This is a genomic window from Xanthomonas euvesicatoria, from assembly GCF_013112235.1.
In the GTDB taxonomy this organism is placed as follows: Bacteria; Pseudomonadota; Gammaproteobacteria; order Xanthomonadales; family Xanthomonadaceae; genus Xanthomonas; species Xanthomonas euvesicatoria.
The window spans coordinates 4628487-4646495 of sequence record NZ_JABFFS010000001.1 but is presented as its reverse complement, the minus strand read 5'-3'; the positions used below and the strand labels follow the sequence as shown (position 1 = coordinate 4646495).

Genomic DNA, 18009 nt, shown 5'->3' with positions numbered 1-18009 from the left:
CGCCGCAGCCTGGTGCCACCCCGCGTGATCGCCTATGGGGCTGTCCATGTCGCTACACCATCGCTCGCTCCGTTTTCACGTCAACTCATTCACGATTGCGAGTATGTTCACTCGTTGATTGCTATCCCTTGCACACTTTTCCTGCCCGATCCGAGCCGTCCATGAAAAAACCGCTGCGTTGGCTAGCCGCCTTGACCGCCCTGTTGTTGCCGCTGAGCGCGCTCGCGCAGCAGCAAGGTCTCACCATCGATATCGTCGGCGGTAGCGCGTCTGCCACGCCGATCGCCGTCATTCCGATGCCGTATCAGGGCTCGGGCACCGCGCCGCAGACCGACGTGTCCGCCGTGGTCGGCGCCGACCTGGATCGTTCCGGGCAGTTCCGCACGTTGCCGGCCGCGCAGATCGTCGAAAAGCCGACCCGTGGCACCGAGGTGCAGTTCCAGACCTGGCGCACCCTCAAGCAGAACTACATCGTGGTCGGCCGCGTCATGGACGCCGGCGAAGGCGCATACCGGGTCGAATACGAGTTGTTCGACGTGGCCAAGGGCGAGCGCATGCTGGGCCTGGCGATGACGGCGCGTGCCAACGCAATGCGCGATGTTTCGCACCAGATGGCCGATGCCATCTACGAGAAAATCACAGGCGTGCGCGGTGCCTTCTGGACCCGCATTGCCTACGTGACCGCCAGCGGCAAGGGCGGCGCCATGCGTTATGCGCTGATGGTGGCCGACTCGGACGGCTACAACCCGCAGACCATCGTGCGTTCGGCCGAGCCGCTGCTGTCGCCCAACTGGAGCCCGGACGGCAAGAAGCTGGCGTATGTGAGCTTCGAGCGCGGCAACTCGTCGATCTACCTGCAAGACATCGCCACCGGTGCACGCGAACTGGTGTCCAGCTTCCGTGGCATCAACGGCGCGCCGTCGTTCTCGCCGGACGGACGTCGCCTGGCGCTGGCGCTGTCGCGCAGCGGTAACCCGGAAATCTACGTGATGGATCTGGGGAGCAAGCAGCTCACCCAGCTCACTAACCACTTCGGCATCGACACCGAGCCGACCTGGGCGCCGGATGGCGGCAGCATCTACTTCACCTCCGATCGCGGCGGTCGTCCGCAGATCTACCAGGTGGCAGCCAGCGGCGGCAGCGCCAACCGCGTGACCTTCCAGGGCAACTACAACGCCACCGCCAGCGTGTCGTTCGACGGCAAGAAGATTGCCGTGGCTCAGGGCAGCGGCAACACCTACCGCATCGCGATGATGGACCGCAGCCTGGGTTCGCCCAGCTGGAGCACGCTGTCGCCGGGGTCGCTGGACGAATCGCCGAGCTTTGCGCCTAACGCCAGTATGGTGTTGTACGCCGCACGCGAAGGCGGCCGTGGCGTGCTGTACGCGGTCTCCTCCGACGCTCGGGTCCGCCAGCGCCTGGTGCTGGCCGACGGCGATGTGAGAGAACCCGCATGGGGGCCTTACCGAACCGCGCATTAATGTTAATATTTCGCTGCGTTAAACCACTCATTGGCCCAGAGCCTCCATAGGTACCCCATGAACAAGTCCACCCGCGTCTTGCTTGTCTCCCTGCTGTCCGTTGCTGTGCTGGCTGGTTGCTCGAAGAAGGTGAAGGAAACTCCGCCTCCTGCGACCGATACCACCGCTGGTTCCTCGGTTCCCACCGGCCCGTCCACCTCTGGCCTGTACGGCCCGGGCGACCTGGATACCGATGCCTGCCTGCGTCAGCGCGTTGTTTACTTCGATCTGGATCAGGACTCCCTGAAGCCGGAATTCCAGGCCATCATGGCTTGCCACGCCAAGTACCTGCGTGACCGTCCTTCCTCGCGCATCACCCTGCAGGGCAATGCGGACGAGCGTGGTTCGCGTGAGTACAACATGGGTCTGGGCGAGCGTCGCGGCAATGCCGTGTCGTCCTCGCTGCAGGCTGCCGGCGGCTCGGCCAGCCAGCTGACCGTCGTCAGCTACGGCGAAGAGCGTCCGGTCTGCACCGAGTCGAACGAGTCCTGCTGGTCGCAGAACCGCCGCGTCGAAATCGTGTACACGGCTCAGTAAGAAGCGATGCGCTTTCGAGTGACATCCCTGTTCGTCGCGGCGGCCCTCGTGGTCGCCGCGCCGGCATACGCCCAGCGAGCCAGTCTCGCTGATCGTGTGGCCGTGCTCGAGCAGCAGCAGGCCAATAGTCAGGCCAACAACGATCTCCTCAATCAGCTGCAGCAGGCGCGTTCGGACCTGCAGGCATTGCGGTCGACCGTCGAACAGCTGCAGCACGACAATGAGCAACTCAAGCAGCAGTCCAAGGACCAATATCTGGACCTGGATGGACGCTTGAACCGGTTGGAAGGCGCAGGTGGCGCAACACCGCCATTGCCCCCAGCGACCGGCAGCGTGACCCCGGCCCCGGCACCTGCCGCGCGGCCCGCAGCGGCGGCAACTTCCGAGAAGCCGCCAACCGTCCATGGCGACCCAGGCACCCTGGCCGTCAGCAACGACGAACGTACGGCCTACAACGTGGCCTTCGATGCATTGAAGAACGGCAAGTACGACGATGCGTCGCAGCTGTTCCTGAGCTTTCTGGAGCTCTATCCCAACGGCGTGTATACCCCCAATGCCTTGTATTGGCTGGGCGAGAGCTATTACGCCACCCGTAATTTCCAGCTTGCCGAGGCGCAGTTCCGTGATCTCGTCAGCCGCTATCCCACGCATGACAAGGCCGCCGGCGGCTTGTTGAAGCTTGGCCTGTCGCAGTACGGCGAAGGCAAGAACAACGAGGCCCAGCAGACCTTGCAGCAGGTTGCTTCGCAGTACCCCGGCTCCGACGCGGCACGCGTTGCGCAGGAGCGCCTGCAGTCCATCCGTCTCGGCCAGCAACTGCGCTGAGCCTCGCGTTCGTGCCTGCCGGCACGGCGCATACTTTGCCCATGAATGCCGCCGCCGTCCCCAGCGAGATCGTCCAGTCGCCATTGCCGCGATTGAAGATCACCGAAATCTTTTTGTCCTTGCAAGGCGAGGCCGAAGCAGCTGGCTGGCCTACGGTATTCGTGCGCCTGACCGGCTGCCCGTTGCGCTGCCTGTACTGCGACACCGCCTACGCGTTCCATGGCGGGCAGTGGCATGACATTGACGCAATCGTTGCCGAAGTCGCCAGTCACGGCGTGCGCCATGTCTGCGTGACCGGCGGCGAGCCGTTGGCGCAGAAGCGTTGCCTGGTTCTGCTGGAGAAGCTCTGCGACGCCGGTTACGACGTCTCGTTGGAGACCTCCGGTGCGCTGGACGTGTCTGCCGTCGATCCGCGCGTCTCGCGCGTGGTCGACATCAAGACGCCCGCATCCGGCGAGGAGGCGCGCAATCGCTGGGAAAACCTGCCGCTGCTGACCGCGCGCGACCAGATCAAGTTCGTGATCTGCAGCCGCGCCGACTACGAATGGTCGCGCGAGATCGTCGCCGCGCATGCACTGGATCGCCGCTGCACGGTGTGGTTTTCGCCCAGCAAAAGCGAGGTGAGCCCGCGGCAATTGGCCGACTGGATCGTGGCAGACCGCTTGCCGGTGCGCTTCCAGATGCAGCTGCACAAGCTGCTGTGGAACGACGAGCCTGGGCGGTGAGGATCAGGCGCGTAGCGCAGTGCATCAGGCGACTGCCTTGCGCTGGCAAAAAGTCCGGACGGTGTTTTGATTTGCTCAGGTAGCCGGCGATCCCGCAACGTGGCAAAGACCTGTAAGCCGCTATGCGGTGATGCGTTAGCGTAACGGCGCACCGGTGTCCGCGCGCTCGTACGGGCGAGCGAATACTGCGCAATTGCGGAGCGGATGCCTTCTGCGGAGCGATGAAGTTCGCTGAAAGCCTTGCTGGAGATGGTGGGCCGTGATGGATTCGAACCATCGACCAAAAGATTAAAAGTCTTCTGCTCTACCGACTGAGCTAACGGCCCACTGACCCCGACATTGCGTCGGGGTGCGCATTCTACCCTACGCAAGCGTCAAGACAAAATGGCGTAGTGCGTGGGGTCGGGAACGCCGGCATCGGCAAAGCCGGCCGCGCGCAGGCGGCAGGCGTCGCAGTGGCCGCAGGCGCGTCCATCGGCATCGGCGCGGTAGCAGGAGACGGTGAGGCCGAAGTCCACACCCAGGCGCACCCCTTCACGGACGATGTCGGCCTTGCTGAGGAACTGCAGCGGTGCGTGCACGCGCAGCCCTGCACCTTCCACGCCTGCCTTGGTGGCCAAGTTGGCCAGCACCTCGAAAGCGCGCACGAACTCGGGACGGCAATCGGGGTAGCCGGAGTAGTCCACCGCATTGACGCCACAGAACAGGTCGTTGGCGCCGACGACCTCGGCCCAACCGAGCGCCAGCGACAGCATGATGGTGTTGCGCGCGGGCACGTAGGTGACGGGGATGCCGTCGCCGCCAGCGTCGGGGACGTCGATGTCGTCGGTCAATGCCGAGCCGCCGATGCTGCGCAGGTCCACGTCGACCACCTTGTGTGCAACGACGCCCTGCGCGGCAGCGACGCGCGCTGCGGCGTCCAGTTCGGACGTATGGCGTTGGCCATAGCGCACGCTCAGCGCGTAGACGGCAAAGCCCTGCTCCTGCGCGAGTGCGATGACGGCGGCGGAATCCATGCCACCGGACAACAGAACAACGGCTTTTTTCATGGCGAATCGGCGATCACTGCGGAATAAGCCCGAAGGCTATCAGGGACGATGGCGCAGGGCGACCGGGAACCGGTCTTCGATCGGCTTCGGTTGGCGCGGGATTGGCCGGTGCAGGCACGAAACAGTGGAATGCGCTTGCGGCGTTGGTCGATTGCAACCGCTTTGTCTGGCGACGGCGCGCGTTTTTGTTGAGCTGGATTTGACGTCAAATACGCATGATCAGGCGTTCACGTAAGTCCATTTATCGTTCGCTTCAATTTTGGAACCATGACGCAATGGCCGAGCATCAGGAAGACGCAGCGAAATCGCGCATTTACGAGGCCCTGCTACAGGCAACACCGGATCTTTTGTATGTGTTCGATATCCAGCATCGCTTCGTCTACGCCAATCAGGCGTTGTTGACGATGTGGGGCATGCGCTGGGAAGACGCCTGCGGCAAAACCTGCCTGGAACTGGGCTACGAGCCCTGGCATGCGGCCATGCACGATGAAGAGATCGAACAGGTGATCGCAACAGGCCAGCCGGTGCGCGGCGAAGTGCCATTCCCGCATACGACCAAGGGCCTGCGCATCTACGACTACATTTTTACCCCGGTGTTCGGACCCGACGGCAAAGTCGAGGCGATCGCCGGCGCCACGCGCGACATCACCGAACACAAGCAGCATGAGCAGCATCTGCAGCTGTTGATCAACGAGCTCAACCACCGGGTCAAGAACTCGTTGGTGATGGTGCAATCGTTGGCGCGGCAGTCGTTCACCAACGCCGGTGGCCTGGCCGACGCACAGGAAAAGCTCGACGCGCGTTTGCTGGCGCTGTCGCGGGCACACGACACGCTGACGCGCGAAAACTGGGTCAGCGCCGACATCCTGGAACTGACCCGCGACGCTGCCGCGCTGTATGAGTCGCACGACAGCCAGCGCTTCACGTTGCAGGGTGATTCCTGTCGGCTTGATCCGCGGCGGGCATTGGCGCTGTCGATGGCGCTGCATGAGCTGTGCACCAACGCGCTCAAGCACGGCGCCTTATCCTTGCCAGCTGGCAATGTGCTGGTTTCTTGGGAGCGCAGCACGCGTGGCGAGCAGGAGCTGCTTGAATTGATCTGGCGGGAAACCGGCGGGCCGCCCGTGCAGCCACCCACGCGCAAGGGGTTCGGCACGCGTCTTCTGGAGCGTGGCTTGAAGCACGACCTCAAGGGCGACGTTGAGCTGTCCTTCGATCCGGCTGGCGTGCGCTTCCGCGTTTCCATCCCGTTGCCGCCCGAGCATGCCGAGGCACGGCCATGACCATGCGCGTGCTCCTGGTCGAAGACGAATCGTTGGTGGCGATGCTCTTGGAGGATTGCCTGGCGGAACTGGGCTACGAGGTGGTGGCAACCGTGGCCGACGTGGACGCCGCGTTGCAAGCGGTGCAGGCAGGCAACCTCGACCTGGCACTGCTGGACATCAATCTTGGCGGCACCTTGTCGTTTCCCATTGCGGAAGAACTGGATGCGCGCGGTGTTCCGTATATCTTCGTGACCGGCTATGCGCAGGGCGGGATTCCCGAAAAGTACCGGCACCGGCACGGCCTGCAGAAACCCTTCCATTTTCGTGATCTAAAACATGCGCTATCGCTGCTGCAGCAGCGCAGCGCCGAGTGATCAGCGCGGGTCTTGTTGCAGTTGAACGACATGGGGGCGGGGAGAAGTTCGATATCGCCGACTGCCGCAATACTCCGACGTGCATGGCACCGCGGCATTCAACCGGTGCGGACAGTGATTGGAATCGGCACTTGGGCGTGCCTGCGCAGCGATTACCCGGCTAGCGTGGCAGGTGTAGCCAATGTGGCGATGGGTGCCGGAATTCGCAGCGTATGCAGATGCATGGCAGCCCGGCGACGGGCAGGTGGTGAGAACGATGGCCGTGGTGTCTATCTGCTGCCACGCAAGCTGGTGGCAGCGGCCTCGCGCAGTGCCTGGTTGAGTTGCTGCAACACGTTCGAGCGCACAGCGGCGTACTGCCAGTACAGCGGAACATCGAGCCAGCGGGTGGGGTCGACGATGACGACCTGCTTGTTGCGCACCGCAGGCAGCACCATCGCTTCGGGCGCCAGGCACCAGCCCAGCCCGCGTGCAGCGGCTTCGACAAAACCGGTGGAGGTGGGCAGGTAATGCGTGGGCGGGCTCAGCCGGCTACGCGTGACCCGCCTGACGAAACGCGCCTGCAAGGTGTCCTTGCGATTGAACACCAGCATCGGCGCCTTTCCCAGCGCGTCGGCAGTGAAGCCGTCCTGGAAATGCGCAGCGACGAACGCCGCCGATGCGATCGCGTGGTAACGCATCACGCCCAACGCCTGGACATTGCAACCCTGCAGTGGCGCGCGCTCGGAGGTGACCGCGCCCAGCACGCTGCCAGCGCGCAGCAACTCCAGGGTGTGGTCCTGGTCGTCCATCTGCACATCGAACAAGAAGCCGTGCGCCTGGTGGAGCGAAGACAGCGCCTGCAGGAACCAGGTCTGCAACGAGTCGTCATTGACCGCGATGGCGAGGGTACGTGGGTGCCCGGCGATGCCATCGCCAGGCAGGAAGTCGGCAATCGCTTCGGCTTCGAGGACCTGCATGGGCTTGAGCCGGCGCAGCAGCCGTTCGCCGGCCGGCGTGGGCCGGCAAGGCGCCGTGCGCATGACCAGTACCTGCCCGAGTCGGTCTTCGAGCGCCTTGATGCGTTGCGAGATTGCCGAGGGCGTCAGTGCAAGACGCTGCGCGGCGGCGTCGAAGCTGCCTTCGTCCAGCACGGCTGCGAAGGCGGCCAATTGCGGATGCAGAAGATCCATGCGTTCACCTGCATTAGAAATGCTAATCAGCATACAGATTATTTAGTTTTCCTAATTCGATGTAAGGGCACACGATGCGCGCCTGCCTCGGAGACACCACCATGATCGTTCAAGCAACAGTGGCCGGTTTTCTTGCCGGTGCCGGTCTCATCGTCGCGATCGGCGCGCAGAATGCGTTCGTGCTGCGGCAAGGGCTCAAGCGCCAGCACGTGGGATTGGTGGTGGCGATCTGTGCACTTGGCGATATCGCGCTGATCCTGCTCGGCGTTGCTGGAATCGGCGCGTTGGCGCAGCAATACGCGGGCCTGCTGCAGCTGTTGCGCTACGCAGGCGCCGCATTCCTGGCGGTGTATGGGTGGATGGCCGCCTGCCGGGCCTGGCGCGGAGATGGCGCAATGTCGCCGGCAGAACACGGCGAAGACCGCTGGCAACGCGCCATGCTCACCTGCCTGGGGTTTACCTTCCTCAACCCGCACGTCTATCTCGATACGATGCTCTTGCTCGGCAGCCTGGCCACGCATTACCCCGGCGCGTTGCGCTGGGCATTTGCACTGGGTGCGTGTATCGCCAGCGTGAGCTGGTTCTCTGGCCTGGGCTATGGGGCCCGCTTGTTGCAGCCGGTGTTCCGGCATCCGCGTGCGTGGCGGATACTGGATGGACTGATCGCGGTCTTCATGCTGCTGCTGTGTGTGCTGTTGCTGCTACCCGAGCACGCGGCGCTGCGCTAATCGCTCTGGCTGGACGGTGTGATGCAGTATCGCGCATGACTTGCGACGCATCAGAGCTGGGTATCCCGATCCATCGTGATCTGTTGCCGTACACCGCCAGGCCAGGGCCACCGGATCGTCGCTGACGCTGCGATTGCGCGCCACTTCGCGGTGTTTGGGCCGTTTCATCGGCAGCGAACAGGCGGCATTGCCGTGGATGGTGCCCCTGGGATGTGGACGGCGCCGTTGCAACATCCAGGCGCGCCTCCCAGGGCGCGCTTGGGACGAGGTCAGTGGCGTGTTGCGATTGCCGCCGGCAACCGCTTCGGTGCGCTCACGCCAGCTGCGCCTCTGCAGGGCAGCCAGCGGGCCACGCCACTCAGGCGTGGCGTACCTTGTCCAACAGATACGCGACTGGTGCGGTAGCACGCGTGTCTGCGCGGCGTGCGTGCCGTGCATCGATCTTGAAGATGGCGACCGCGTCGGTGAGGTGCACGGCTTGTTCTTCCATGGAGCGGGCCGCGGCAGTGGCTTCTTCCACCAACGCCGCATTCTGTTGCGTGGTCTCGTCCATGTGCGTGATGGTGTGGTTGACCTGTTCGATGCCGGCAGATTGCTCCTGCGAGGCCGCCGAAATTTCGCCCATGATGTCGGTGACGCGCTGGACGCTGGCCACGACTTCGCCCATGGTCTTGCCGGCGCTGTGCACCAGTGCCGAGCCTTCTGCCACGCGTTGGACGGAATCGTCGATCAGGTCCTTGATCTCCTTTGCTGCGCCGGAGGAGCGTTGCGCCAGCGTGCGTACTTCCGAGGCGACAACCGCAAAACCACGGCCCTGCTCACCTGCCCGGGCAGCTTCCACGGCGGCGTTCAGCGCCAGGATGTTGGTCTGGAAGGCAATGCCGTCGATGACGGAGATGATGTCGGCGATCTTCTTGGACGAGGCTTCGATACCACTCATCGTGTCCACGACCTTGCCGACCACATTGCCCCCCTCCGAGGCCACGCGTGCGGCGCCGATCGCCAGTTGATTGGCCTGGCGCGCACTCTCGGCATTCTGCTTGACGGTGGAGGTCAGCTCTTCCATCGAAGCGGCGGTCTCTTCCAGGTTGGCCGCCTGCTGCTCGGTCCGCTGGGACAGATCCTGATTGCCCGCGGCGATCTCGCTGGCCGCCGCGTTGATCGACACGGCCGATTGCTGGATGTTGCCGACGATCTGCGCCAGCTGGCTCGCCGTTGCGTTGGCGTCATCGCGCATCTGTGCGAACACGCCGCGGAAGTCGCCGCTCATGCGTGCGGTGAGGTCGCCCGCTGCGATCGACTGCAGCAGTGCCGACAGCGATTGCAGATTTCCGTCCGCGGTGGACATCAATTGGTTCAGGCTCTCCACCATGATGCGGAAATCGAACTGGAAGCGTTCGACATCGCCACGGGCGCTGAAGTCGCCATTGGCAGCCGCCTGTGCAAGGTGCCTGATTTGGTGATTCATCGCCGACAGGTTGAGCTTGACCTGCGACATGGTGTTGCTGAAGGCGGCTTTTTCGCCCGGCAGGGGCTGCATGTCTTCGGAGAGTTCGCCGATGGCATAGCGCCCCATGATGCGCGCCAGATCGTTTTGCACGGCCACGTGCGAGGCCACCAACGCGTTGGTGTCGTTGGCCATGCGGCCGTAGTCGCCCGGGAACACGGTTGCGTCGATGCGGAAGCTGATCTGGCCGTTGTCGTGATGCTTGGCCATGTCGGTCTGCGCCGCGATGAGGTTGCGCAGCTGCAGTTGCATCTTGTCCATGGCCTGCAACAGGCGACCGGTTTCATCCGTTGCGGTGGTGTGCACATCGTTGCGCAGATTGCCTGCGGCGATGGCTTCGGCAGTGCGCGTGGCCTGGCTCAACGGCGTGGTGAGGCTGCGCGTGATCAACCATGCGAGCAGCGCACTGATCACCAGCGCAGCGATACCGCCGCTGGCCAGGATGATCTTGCCGTTGTGCATCGATGCAACCGCTGCCGCGTATGCGTCTTTGCTGAGGCGGCGCTCTAAGGCCGCATTTGCAGCAATTGCGGCTTGTTGCTCGTCCATCGCCGCAGCGGCAGCGCCTTGCAACAAGGCCTGCGCTTGCTGATTCTGGTCGCGCATGCCGTAGTCGAGAATCTGGTTGTTGAACTTGACCGAGACGTCGCGCTTTTCCTGCACCAGTGCGAGCGCGTTTTTCTCGAGTTCGCTGCTTGGCATCGCAGCCAAGGCATCGTGGGCTTGCTTGTAGCGCGCACGACTCTTTTCGATGATGTGCAGCGCGCGCCGGTTGGCCGCATCGCCGGACACCATCACCACGTCGCGCAAGCCGATCGCCACGTTGGTGTTGGCGTCGAGCATTTCGGAGGACAGCCGGATCCTTTCCATGTTGTTGTTGACGATGGTGTCCAGCTCATAACGCGCATTGGACATGGTGATCAGGCCGGTCGCCACCAGCAGGCCCGACAGCAGAATTAAGATGCCGAAGGCCATTCCGAGGCGACGGCCGACATTGAGGCGTTGCAGAAAGTCATTCATGACCGCTTCCAGGTAGTACAGCTGAGCAGCTCGGTGGATGCGGGGTGCATCGACTCAAGCGTCTTGCCCAGCTAGCGGCCGGATTTGAGGGAGCTAAAGACCGTCGATCGAAAATACTTACCGCTGATTCATTACAGATCGGAAGTTTCCTGACAGCAGTTTCCCGCGTCCTGACACGGGCGCCCCAGGGCGCGAATTCAGATGTTTCTGGCCGGATCGAAGCGTGCCAGGAATGCAGCGATTTTCCGACGTTTTGCCGACATGTGCGCTGACCGACAGACGCGTATGACCGGCCGCCGGATTGCATGCAGAGCCCAGTGCTGCATCGAACGCTGGGCAACGATCTGCCGCGAGCCCGTGGGCGGATAGGTCGTGCGAGCTACTTCATTGGAGGTGCGCCACGCCGTATGCCGAGCGGATTGCCGCGCCGCAGCATGCATGCCAGTAAGCACCGCGTGCTGCAGCGTGAGCCATCGCGTGCGCAGCGGCCCAACGCGATGGCGATCACTCTTTGCTCAGGCTTCCAGCGCAGCGACTACGTCTGCGTGCAGTTGCTTGGCGCCACTCTCGCTGTTGAAGCGCGCAAAGACTTCTTCGCCGGAGATCAGCCCGACCCGAACCGAGTGGCAATACGACCCGAAGCTTTCGCCAGCATTGAATGGGTCGCTGATGACAGAGATATGGTTGAGGCGGACCCGGGCGGTGCCGAACTGGATAAACATCTGCGATCTCCTGTGTGAGCTTCGAGTTTCCCACGTTGTCGTGCGGTGCAGAAGCGTTTGCCGGTGCCTGCGTGCACACGGCGTTTGCCGTTGCGTTGGTGGCGGGCAATGCGCAACTTGCGCAGGCGCACCGTCCAATGCATTGGGCAACGCTCCATCGCTGCCGTGCAACGACTCACGCGGGCGAGCAGCCAGCACGTACACTGCCGTCCCTGATGCTGAGCTCGCCCGATGTCCGATCCGATCCGTCTCGATAAATGTGTAGCTGCCGCGTTCGGCTGCTCGCGTGGCGAGGCCCAGCAGTACATCGAGGGTGGGTGGGTCAGCGTGGACGGAGTGGTGGTCGAAGAACCGCAGACGCTGGCTACCGCGGCGCAGGTCACCCTGGCCGAAAATGCGGTACTGGCGCCTGCCGAGCCCGCCACCTTGTTGCTGCACAAGCCGGCAGGCATCTGCGTCGATGCCGCGCTGGCGCTGGCCACGCCGGCAACGCGCAGCGCACTGGATCAGGCGGACGTACGTGTGCTCAAACGGCACTTCCTACGCTTGCACGCACCGCTGCCGCTGGAAGACGCCGCAAGCGGCCTGCTGATCCTGAGCCAGGATGGCCGCGTGCTGCGCCGGTTGAGCGCTGACGCCAGCGCGATCGAGCAGGAATTTCTGGTCGAAGTGCGCGGTGAATTGCGCCCTTACGGCATGGCGCGGCTGGCGCATGGCTTGGTCTATCAGCAGCGCAGTCTGTCGCCTTGCAAGGTGAGCTGGCAAAACGAAGACCGCCTGCGGTTTGCGATCAAGCACGTGCAGCCGGGCCAATTGCGCTACATGTGCGGCGAAGTGGGCCTGGAGGTCGTGAGCATTCGCCGCCTGCGCGTGGGCCGGGTGTCGCTGGGCAAGCTGGCGATCGGCGAATGGCGCTACCTGCCGGCAGGTGAGCGGTTCTGACTGCAGCACGGAGTATGCGGCTGCAGCCGCTGGAATCACGTCGCGCTGTGTGCAAGCGTGCTCAGTCACGGCCAGCAGCGCATGCAGCGATTATTTCTTGTTGCGCTTTTTCTTGGCACGCGTGACCAGAAACAGCACAACGGCAATCACACCGATGACCAGGATGATGAAGGCCGGAGATAAAAACGAATTGTCGCCCATGCGGAACTCCTGACAGTCTTGCGCAGCACAGCGCTGCGATGACGTTAGCCTAGCGAGCGGCCTGCTTGATCGCGTGAAATGCATGGCGTGCCGCAGAAGCGGGCGCATGGTTCCGCCGCATCGATGATCAGCGCATCAACGTAAGTGGCGCGGAAGCCGGCGTTGCCTTGCATCGATCCATGCAGCAATCAATCAGCCACCTGTACGTGTGGGAGCGTGCCTGTGCAGCGTGATTCGGGAAAGGATGGCCCGGTACATGAGCGGGTAGCCAAGCAGGCGCTTGCGCAATGATGCGCTCACATCGGCATACCGCGCGGATTGAGTGCCAGGGGAGGATGCGCGATCGCAACGACGGTAGAGCTGCGGTCAATCGCAGGACGTGGCAGGTCTTCCAGGCATCGAACCTGGCGACAATTCTTTGGTGATAAGCGACTGCACGGACGAACGCACGCGCAGATCGCAGGGAAGGCGCGGCCATTCTGTCGCGCCTTTTCATCCGTGTCCCGGCAGGGGCGTGCTCTGCGCCCCGCGAGTTGAGCGGCCCAACAGGCCTCGCGTCCGGTAGCTGCAGTTTAAATGCGACATCTATCACGTAAATCGGGAGCGAGCCGACACGCTGTCGGGGCGTACCCGACAGCCGTCGTGACGATCTGCGCATGACCGTGGGCTTGTGCCCACAGCCCACCTCACCGCATTACTGAAACGTAGAGGTGCAGCGGAAGCCGGAACAATCGATCTGCACCGTATTGCCGCTGCTGCAGACTGCGCTGAAGCGCGTGGCGCTGGTGGCCTGCACGGTGCCGCATTGCAGGCCATTGCTGATGCCCTGGGCGCGACTTGCCGCCGACGCGGTCGACATGGCCGGGCTTGCAGGCCCAGCGTCGCCCCCGGCACCGGCACCGGCACCGGCAGGCGCTGCCGCAACGCCTGCCTGCTCGGCGGCTGCCGGTTCGCTCGCCAATGGCAGGGTGACCGCCGACCCGTGCGCGGAGTTGCCTGAACTGGGATTGCCTGCAACCACCACACCGTGCGCGTTCTCGCCCTGCAACGGTTGGCCCCGGTCTTCATGATGGCGGTCGAAGCTCAGCGTCTGCCCGAACACCAACTGGATCCAGCTCGGGTAGGTATAGCCGGTGCCCTTGCTGTGATCGACGATGGCGCCAATCGCCCCGCCGATCAGAATGTTGCCCCAAATGCCCATGTTGGCGCGCGAGATGGAACGGCCGGCGGCATCACGTTGGCCGGGCAGCACACAGGTCACCTCCAGATCGCGCGCGGAACGATGCACTTGTGCGGTCTGGCCGGACTTCACCGTGACGCGGCCCTTGTCGTTGCTGATGGCGCAGTCGGCGCCGGAAACCAGTTGCCCATCGGCCGTCTTGGTGTCGATGCGAATTGGCTGGGTCGCGTCGTTCATGACCGTGGCGCAACCGCTTAGCGCAACCATGGCAATGGCTGCGGTCACTAGATGTCTCATGTTTTCCCCTGGCGTAAGACACGGTGCGGCCAGCCGGGCGTTGCGCCGCGTCTGTGGTACTGCCGTGTTGTGGTCGATCCCCATTGCCGCCGCATCGCGCGAGGGCTGGCATTTAATACCGGGATTGTGGGCGGCCGTCCAGTCGCGGCCGCTCGTGTTATGCGACCGGGGTGGCCAGCACGCGGTGCTTGGCCATCACGCTGCGGATCGCACTCAGCAGTTGCTCAGGGGTATAGGGCTTTTCCAGAAAGGCCACGCCGTCGGGCAGGATCTCTTCCACGTATTCGACCGCCAAGCCCGAAGTCAGCAGCACCGGCAGGTTGTACGGCGCATGTGCAGTCTTGAGCGCCAGATCCACACCGGTCAGGCCGCCGGGGAAATGGATATCGGAAAACAGCACGTCCACCCGCGGGTCGCTTTCGATCAAGGCCAAGGCTTCTTCGACCGAGCCGGCGCTACGGCAGGTGAACCCATAGCTCTCCAGCACAAGGCAGCTGAGCTGTCGGGTTCCGTCGCCGTCTTCGACAACGAAGACAACCGGCCGTTCCTTGTTCTGTGGCATGAGCTGGTCTCGTAAGGCAGGCCACATTCTCAGCGATGCGGCAGTGAACCCTCTGTCAACGCACACCTCGCCGTATGGTTACCAGCCGAACGGGCCCGGACCATAGCCACCGGGTGCATAACGCGGGCCAAAAATGGAGCCCTCACCACGTCCGACGCTGATGCTGACGCCAATCTGGTGCGCCTTCCCGTCGTCGTCGTAATAGGTCTTGCAGGAATTCAAATTCACCGCCTGCCAGTTGCTGTTGCCGCCGCGGCTGGAGTAGCCCAGGCCGGTTTCGACAGCACCATGCAGCTTGCCCTGGCATTGCTCGGCGCGCTCGGCAGCGATGGAAGCGGCACTTGGCCGGGCCAGCGCCGGCTTGGGGCCGCTCTTGTCGCCGTAGAAGGTGCCCGGCGGGTCGTTGCTGTATTCCGGGTCGGAGCGGAGCTGCACCGGGGCTTGCGGAATGCTCAGGTCCAGCGAACGTGCGCTCGCCGTTTCGGGATTGCCGTCGCTGGCTTGGGCCAACGCACTTCCAGCGGCGACGCTGCCGGTGGCAAACAGAGTGACCAGGACAAGCAGGCTGCGTTTCATCGGTTGGACTCTACGAAGAGGGGCTGGCAGCGCGTGCCGGCTCGCTTTGTGAAATTAGCAACGGCTGATTGAATGCGCGCTGTCGATCCTGCGGATTTTTGTGCCGTCTGCGGTGTTGTGTTGACACATGCTGCTGCATCAGCCCTGTTCGCGCACGATCTCGATCAATTGCGCGCCATAACGCGCCAGCTTGCCGCCGCCGATGCCGCCCACCCGCGACAGCGCATCGATGCTGGTTGGCCGTTGTTCGGCGATGTTGCGCAAGGTGCTGTCGTGGAAGATCACGAAAGCCGGCACGTTCTGTTCCTTGGCCAGATCCGCGCGCAGGCCACGCAAGGCGTTGAACAGCGCCAGATCCTGCGGCTGCACCGGCAGGCCGGTGCGCTGCGCGCTGCGCTCGCGCCCTGCAGCCGGGTTTTCGCGGCGCATCATGACCTGGCGCTCGCCCTTGAGCACCTGGCGGCTGGCATCGGTGAGGCGCAGGCCGCCATGACCTTCGCTATCCACCTCCAGCAGGCTGGCGGCCACCAGCTGGCGAAATACGCCGCGCCAGGTGCGTTCGTCCAGGTCGCGGCCGATGCCGTAGGTGCTCAGCTGGTCCTGGCCCAGCTGTTTGATACGTTCGTTTTCGCTACCGCGCAGGATGTCGATCAGATGGCCCACGCCAAAGCGCTGCCCGCTGCGATACACGCAACTGAGCGCCTTCTGCGAGGCCACCGTGGCGTCCCAGGCGGCGGCCGGGGTCAGGCAGTTGTCGCAGTTGCCGCAGGGTTTGGGATAGGTCTCGCCGAAGCCGGCCAGCAGCACCTGGCGGCGGCATTGCATGGATTCGCAATAGCCCAGCAGGTGGTCGAGCTTGGCGCGCTCCAGACGCTTGCGCTCTTCGGCGGCTTCGCCTTGCTCGATCATCTGCTTGAGCAGCACCACATCGCCCAGGCCGTAACACAGCCAGGCTTCGGCGGGGTCGCCGTCGCGGCCGGCGCGTCCGGTTTCCTGGTAGTAGCCCTCCAGCGATTTGGGCAGATCCACGTGCGCCACAAAGCGCACGTCCGGCTTGTCGATGCCCATGCCGAAAGCGATCGTGGCGGCCATGATGATGCCGTCCTCGCGCAGGAAGCGGCGCTGGTTTTCTGCGCGCACCTCTGCCGGCAGGCCAGCGTGATAGGGCAGTGCATTGAAGCCTTGCGCGCACAGTTGCTGCGCGGTTTCTTCCACCTTGCGCCGCGACATCGCATACACGATGCCGGCCGAGCCACGATGACGGGCCAGGAATTCCTGCAGCTGTTTGCGCGCGTTGTCCTTCTGCACCACCGTATAGCGGATGTTGGGGCGGTCGAAGGAACTGACGAAGTGGCGCGCGTCCACCAGATCCAGGCGCTCTGCGATTTCGCGCTGGGTCGGCGGGTCGGCGGTGGCCGTCAGCGCCATGCGCGGAATATGCGGCCAGCGCTCGTGCAGCACGGTGAGCTGGCGGTATTCCGGGCGGAAATCGTGGCCCCATTGCGAGACGCAATGGGCTTCGTCGATGGCGAACAGCGCAATGCGGCTACGTTCCAGCAACGAGAGGAAGCGCTGGGTCAGCAAGCGCTCGGGCGCAACGTAGAGCAGATCCAGGTCGCCGGACAACAGGGCGCGCTCCACGCGCTGGGCGTTTTCTGCATCCAGGGTGGAATTGAGGAACTCGGCGCGTACGCCGAGCTGGCGCAGGGCCTCGACCTGATCCTGCATCAGCGCGATCAGCGGCGAGACCACGATGCCGATGCCGTCGCGTAGCAGCGCCGGCACCTGGTAGCACAGCGACTTGCCGCCACCGGTGGGCATCAGGACCAGGACATCGTTGCCGGCAGCGACGTGTTCGACAATGGCCTGCTGCGGGCCGCGGAAGTCGTCGTAGCCGAAGACGCGGCTGAGCAGTTCGTGAGCGGGGGAAGACATCGACCTAGGATACCGCGCGGGTCAAGCCCTGGCCGGATGGCATGGGAGCAGCTGCGCGCAATGGCAGATCGGAGATTGCCGCGATGTGCTTTATGTCGGCGCGCAGGGGACGCACTGAAGCCTTATGCGGTTGGGATGACGTGGGCTTCGCACCGTACCCTCACCCCAACCCCTCTCCCGGCGGGAGAGGGGCTCAAACCCGAAGGGGCGAAGCCCAGAGGGTTTACTGCAGCAGCGAGCGCAGCATCCAGGCGTACTTTTCGTGGGTCTGCAGACGCTGGGTCAGCAGGTCCACGGTCGGGTCGTCGCCGGCGTCGTCGGCGGTGCCCAGCACCTTGCGTGCGGTGCGGCAGACTGCTTCGTTGCCGCTGACCAGCTGACGCACCATTTCACGCCAGTCGGCGCTGTCGCTCAGGCCCGGCTCTTCCGGGATCGAGGTCAACGCGACGAATTCGCGGTACGAGCCCGGCGCGTTGTAGCCAAGGGCGCGGATGCGCTCGGCCACCTCGTCCAGCGCCGCCCACTGCTCGGTGTACTGGGTTTCGAACATGGTGTGCAGCGAGTTGAACATCGACCCGGTGACGTTCCAGTGGAAGTTGTGGGTCTTCAGATACAAGGTGAAGGCGTCAGCCATGTAGCGGGCCAGACCGTCGGAGATCTGCTTGCGATCGCTGTCCTTGATCCCGATATCGATATGCGGTGCCGACGCAGCAGCGACCGGCAGGGCATCACTGACAACGACGGGCTTATTGGCGTTTTTTTTCTTGGACATGGGATGGTCCTTGCAGGGTGGATGTCTTGGGGAACTGATATGGCGTCACAATAGACAGGCTAAAGGATCAAACGTCATTCAATTTTTCACATTTTTCCAT

General features: G+C 63.7%; 17 protein-coding genes and 1 tRNA gene. 8 read left to right on the top strand and 10 right to left on the bottom strand.

What is annotated here, in order from left to right; genetic code table 11:
- Positions 1–161: 161 nt before the first annotated feature.
- The 4 genes from tolB to queE are packed head-to-tail and all read left to right on the top strand — an operon-like array spanning position 162 to position 3607.
- A complete protein-coding gene (tolB, locus tag HLH45_RS19890) occupies positions 162–1481 on the top strand; it encodes a Tol-Pal system beta propeller repeat protein TolB (protein WP_003482565.1) in 1320 nt (439 codons plus the stop codon).
- Positions 1482–1538: 57 nt separating this feature from the next.
- A complete protein-coding gene (pal, locus tag HLH45_RS19885; RefSeq protein ID WP_003482562.1) occupies positions 1539–2057 on the top strand; it encodes a peptidoglycan-associated lipoprotein Pal in 519 nt (172 codons plus the stop codon).
- Positions 2058–2063: 6 nt separating this feature from the next.
- The gene (gene ybgF, locus HLH45_RS19880) at positions 2064–2882 is read left to right on the top strand and encodes a tol-pal system protein YbgF (RefSeq protein ID WP_007971751.1); all 819 of its coding nucleotides are present in this window, start codon (positions 2064–2066) and stop codon (positions 2880–2882) included.
- Between the two features lie 41 nt (positions 2883–2923).
- The gene (gene queE, locus HLH45_RS19875; RefSeq protein WP_008578060.1) at positions 2924–3607 is read left to right on the top strand and encodes a 7-carboxy-7-deazaguanine synthase QueE; all 684 of its coding nucleotides are present in this window, start codon (positions 2924–2926) and stop codon (positions 3605–3607) included.
- Between the two features lie 250 nt (positions 3608–3857).
- Here queE and HLH45_RS19870 read toward each other — a convergent pair.
- Both HLH45_RS19870 and queC read right to left on the bottom strand, forming a co-directional pair.
- Positions 3858–3933, bottom strand: a tRNA-Lys gene (locus HLH45_RS19870).
- Between the two features lie 48 nt (positions 3934–3981).
- Positions 3982–4656: a 7-cyano-7-deazaguanine synthase QueC gene (queC, locus tag HLH45_RS19865; protein ID WP_008578058.1), complete on the bottom strand. Its 675-nt coding sequence runs from the start codon at positions 4654–4656 to the stop codon at positions 3982–3984.
- 275 nt (positions 4657–4931) lie between these two features.
- On the opposite strand from queC, the gene HLH45_RS19860 reads away from it, so the two are divergent.
- Together HLH45_RS19860 and HLH45_RS19855 are read left to right on the top strand one after the other, a co-directional pair.
- Positions 4932–5939 (top strand): sensor histidine kinase, encoded by a 1008-nt coding sequence (locus HLH45_RS19860; protein ID WP_008578056.1) that lies wholly within the window; start codon positions 4932–4934, stop codon positions 5937–5939.
- Positions 5936–6295: a response regulator gene (locus HLH45_RS19855; RefSeq protein WP_008578055.1), complete on the top strand. Its 360-nt coding sequence runs from the start codon at positions 5936–5938 to the stop codon at positions 6293–6295. The genes HLH45_RS19860 and HLH45_RS19855 overlap by 4 nt, the downstream gene beginning before the upstream one ends.
- 269 nt (positions 6296–6564) lie before the next feature.
- Here the strand turns inward: HLH45_RS19855 and HLH45_RS19850 are convergent, their stop codons facing one another.
- Positions 6565–7467: a LysR family transcriptional regulator ArgP gene (locus HLH45_RS19850; RefSeq protein WP_008578054.1), complete on the bottom strand. Its 903-nt coding sequence runs from the start codon at positions 7465–7467 to the stop codon at positions 6565–6567.
- Positions 7468–7568: 101 nt separating this feature from the next.
- Between HLH45_RS19850 and HLH45_RS19845 the strand changes: the two genes are divergently transcribed.
- Positions 7569–8195, top strand: a complete 627-nt coding sequence (locus HLH45_RS19845; RefSeq protein WP_033479514.1) for a LysE/ArgO family amino acid transporter — start codon at positions 7569–7571, stop codon at positions 8193–8195.
- A 358-nt stretch (positions 8196–8553) separates the two neighbouring features.
- Here the strand turns inward: HLH45_RS19845 and HLH45_RS19840 are convergent, their stop codons facing one another.
- Positions 8554–10722 carry a methyl-accepting chemotaxis protein gene (locus HLH45_RS19840; protein WP_008578052.1) on the bottom strand — a complete coding sequence of 723 codons (2169 nt, stop codon included), beginning with the start codon at positions 10720–10722 and terminating at the stop codon, positions 8554–8556.
- A gap of 515 nt (positions 10723–11237) precedes the next feature.
- Positions 11238–11444, bottom strand: a complete 207-nt coding sequence (locus tag HLH45_RS19835; RefSeq protein WP_008578051.1) for a hypothetical protein — start codon at positions 11442–11444, stop codon at positions 11238–11240.
- A gap of 231 nt (positions 11445–11675) precedes the next feature.
- On the opposite strand from HLH45_RS19835, the gene HLH45_RS19830 reads away from it, so the two are divergent.
- Entirely contained in the window at positions 11676–12386 is a 711-nt protein-coding gene (locus HLH45_RS19830) for an rRNA pseudouridine synthase (RefSeq protein WP_008578050.1), read from the top strand.
- Between the two features lie 895 nt (positions 12387–13281).
- Here the strand turns inward: HLH45_RS19830 and HLH45_RS19825 are convergent.
- The 5 genes from HLH45_RS19825 to HLH45_RS19805 form a co-directional block, all read right to left on the bottom strand.
- The gene (locus HLH45_RS19825; RefSeq protein WP_008578048.1) at positions 13282–14004 is read right to left on the bottom strand and encodes a hypothetical protein; all 723 of its coding nucleotides are present in this window, start codon (positions 14002–14004) and stop codon (positions 13282–13284) included.
- Between the two features lie 217 nt (positions 14005–14221).
- Positions 14222–14626 (bottom strand): response regulator, encoded by a 405-nt coding sequence (locus HLH45_RS19820; protein WP_008578047.1) that lies wholly within the window; start codon positions 14624–14626, stop codon positions 14222–14224.
- A gap of 78 nt (positions 14627–14704) precedes the next feature.
- Complete coding sequence (locus tag HLH45_RS19815) at positions 14705–15202, bottom strand: hypothetical protein (RefSeq protein WP_008578046.1); 498 nt, start codon at positions 15200–15202, stop codon at positions 14705–14707.
- Positions 15203–15340: 138 nt separating this feature from the next.
- Positions 15341–17137, bottom strand: a complete 1797-nt coding sequence (gene recQ, locus HLH45_RS19810; protein ID WP_008578045.1) for a DNA helicase RecQ — start codon at positions 17135–17137, stop codon at positions 15341–15343.
- Positions 17138–17360: 223 nt separating this feature from the next.
- Positions 17361–17909 carry a Dps family protein gene (locus HLH45_RS19805; protein ID WP_003482535.1) on the bottom strand — a complete coding sequence of 183 codons (549 nt, stop codon included), beginning with the start codon at positions 17907–17909 and terminating at the stop codon, positions 17361–17363.
- Positions 17910–18009: the final 100 nt, after the last annotated feature.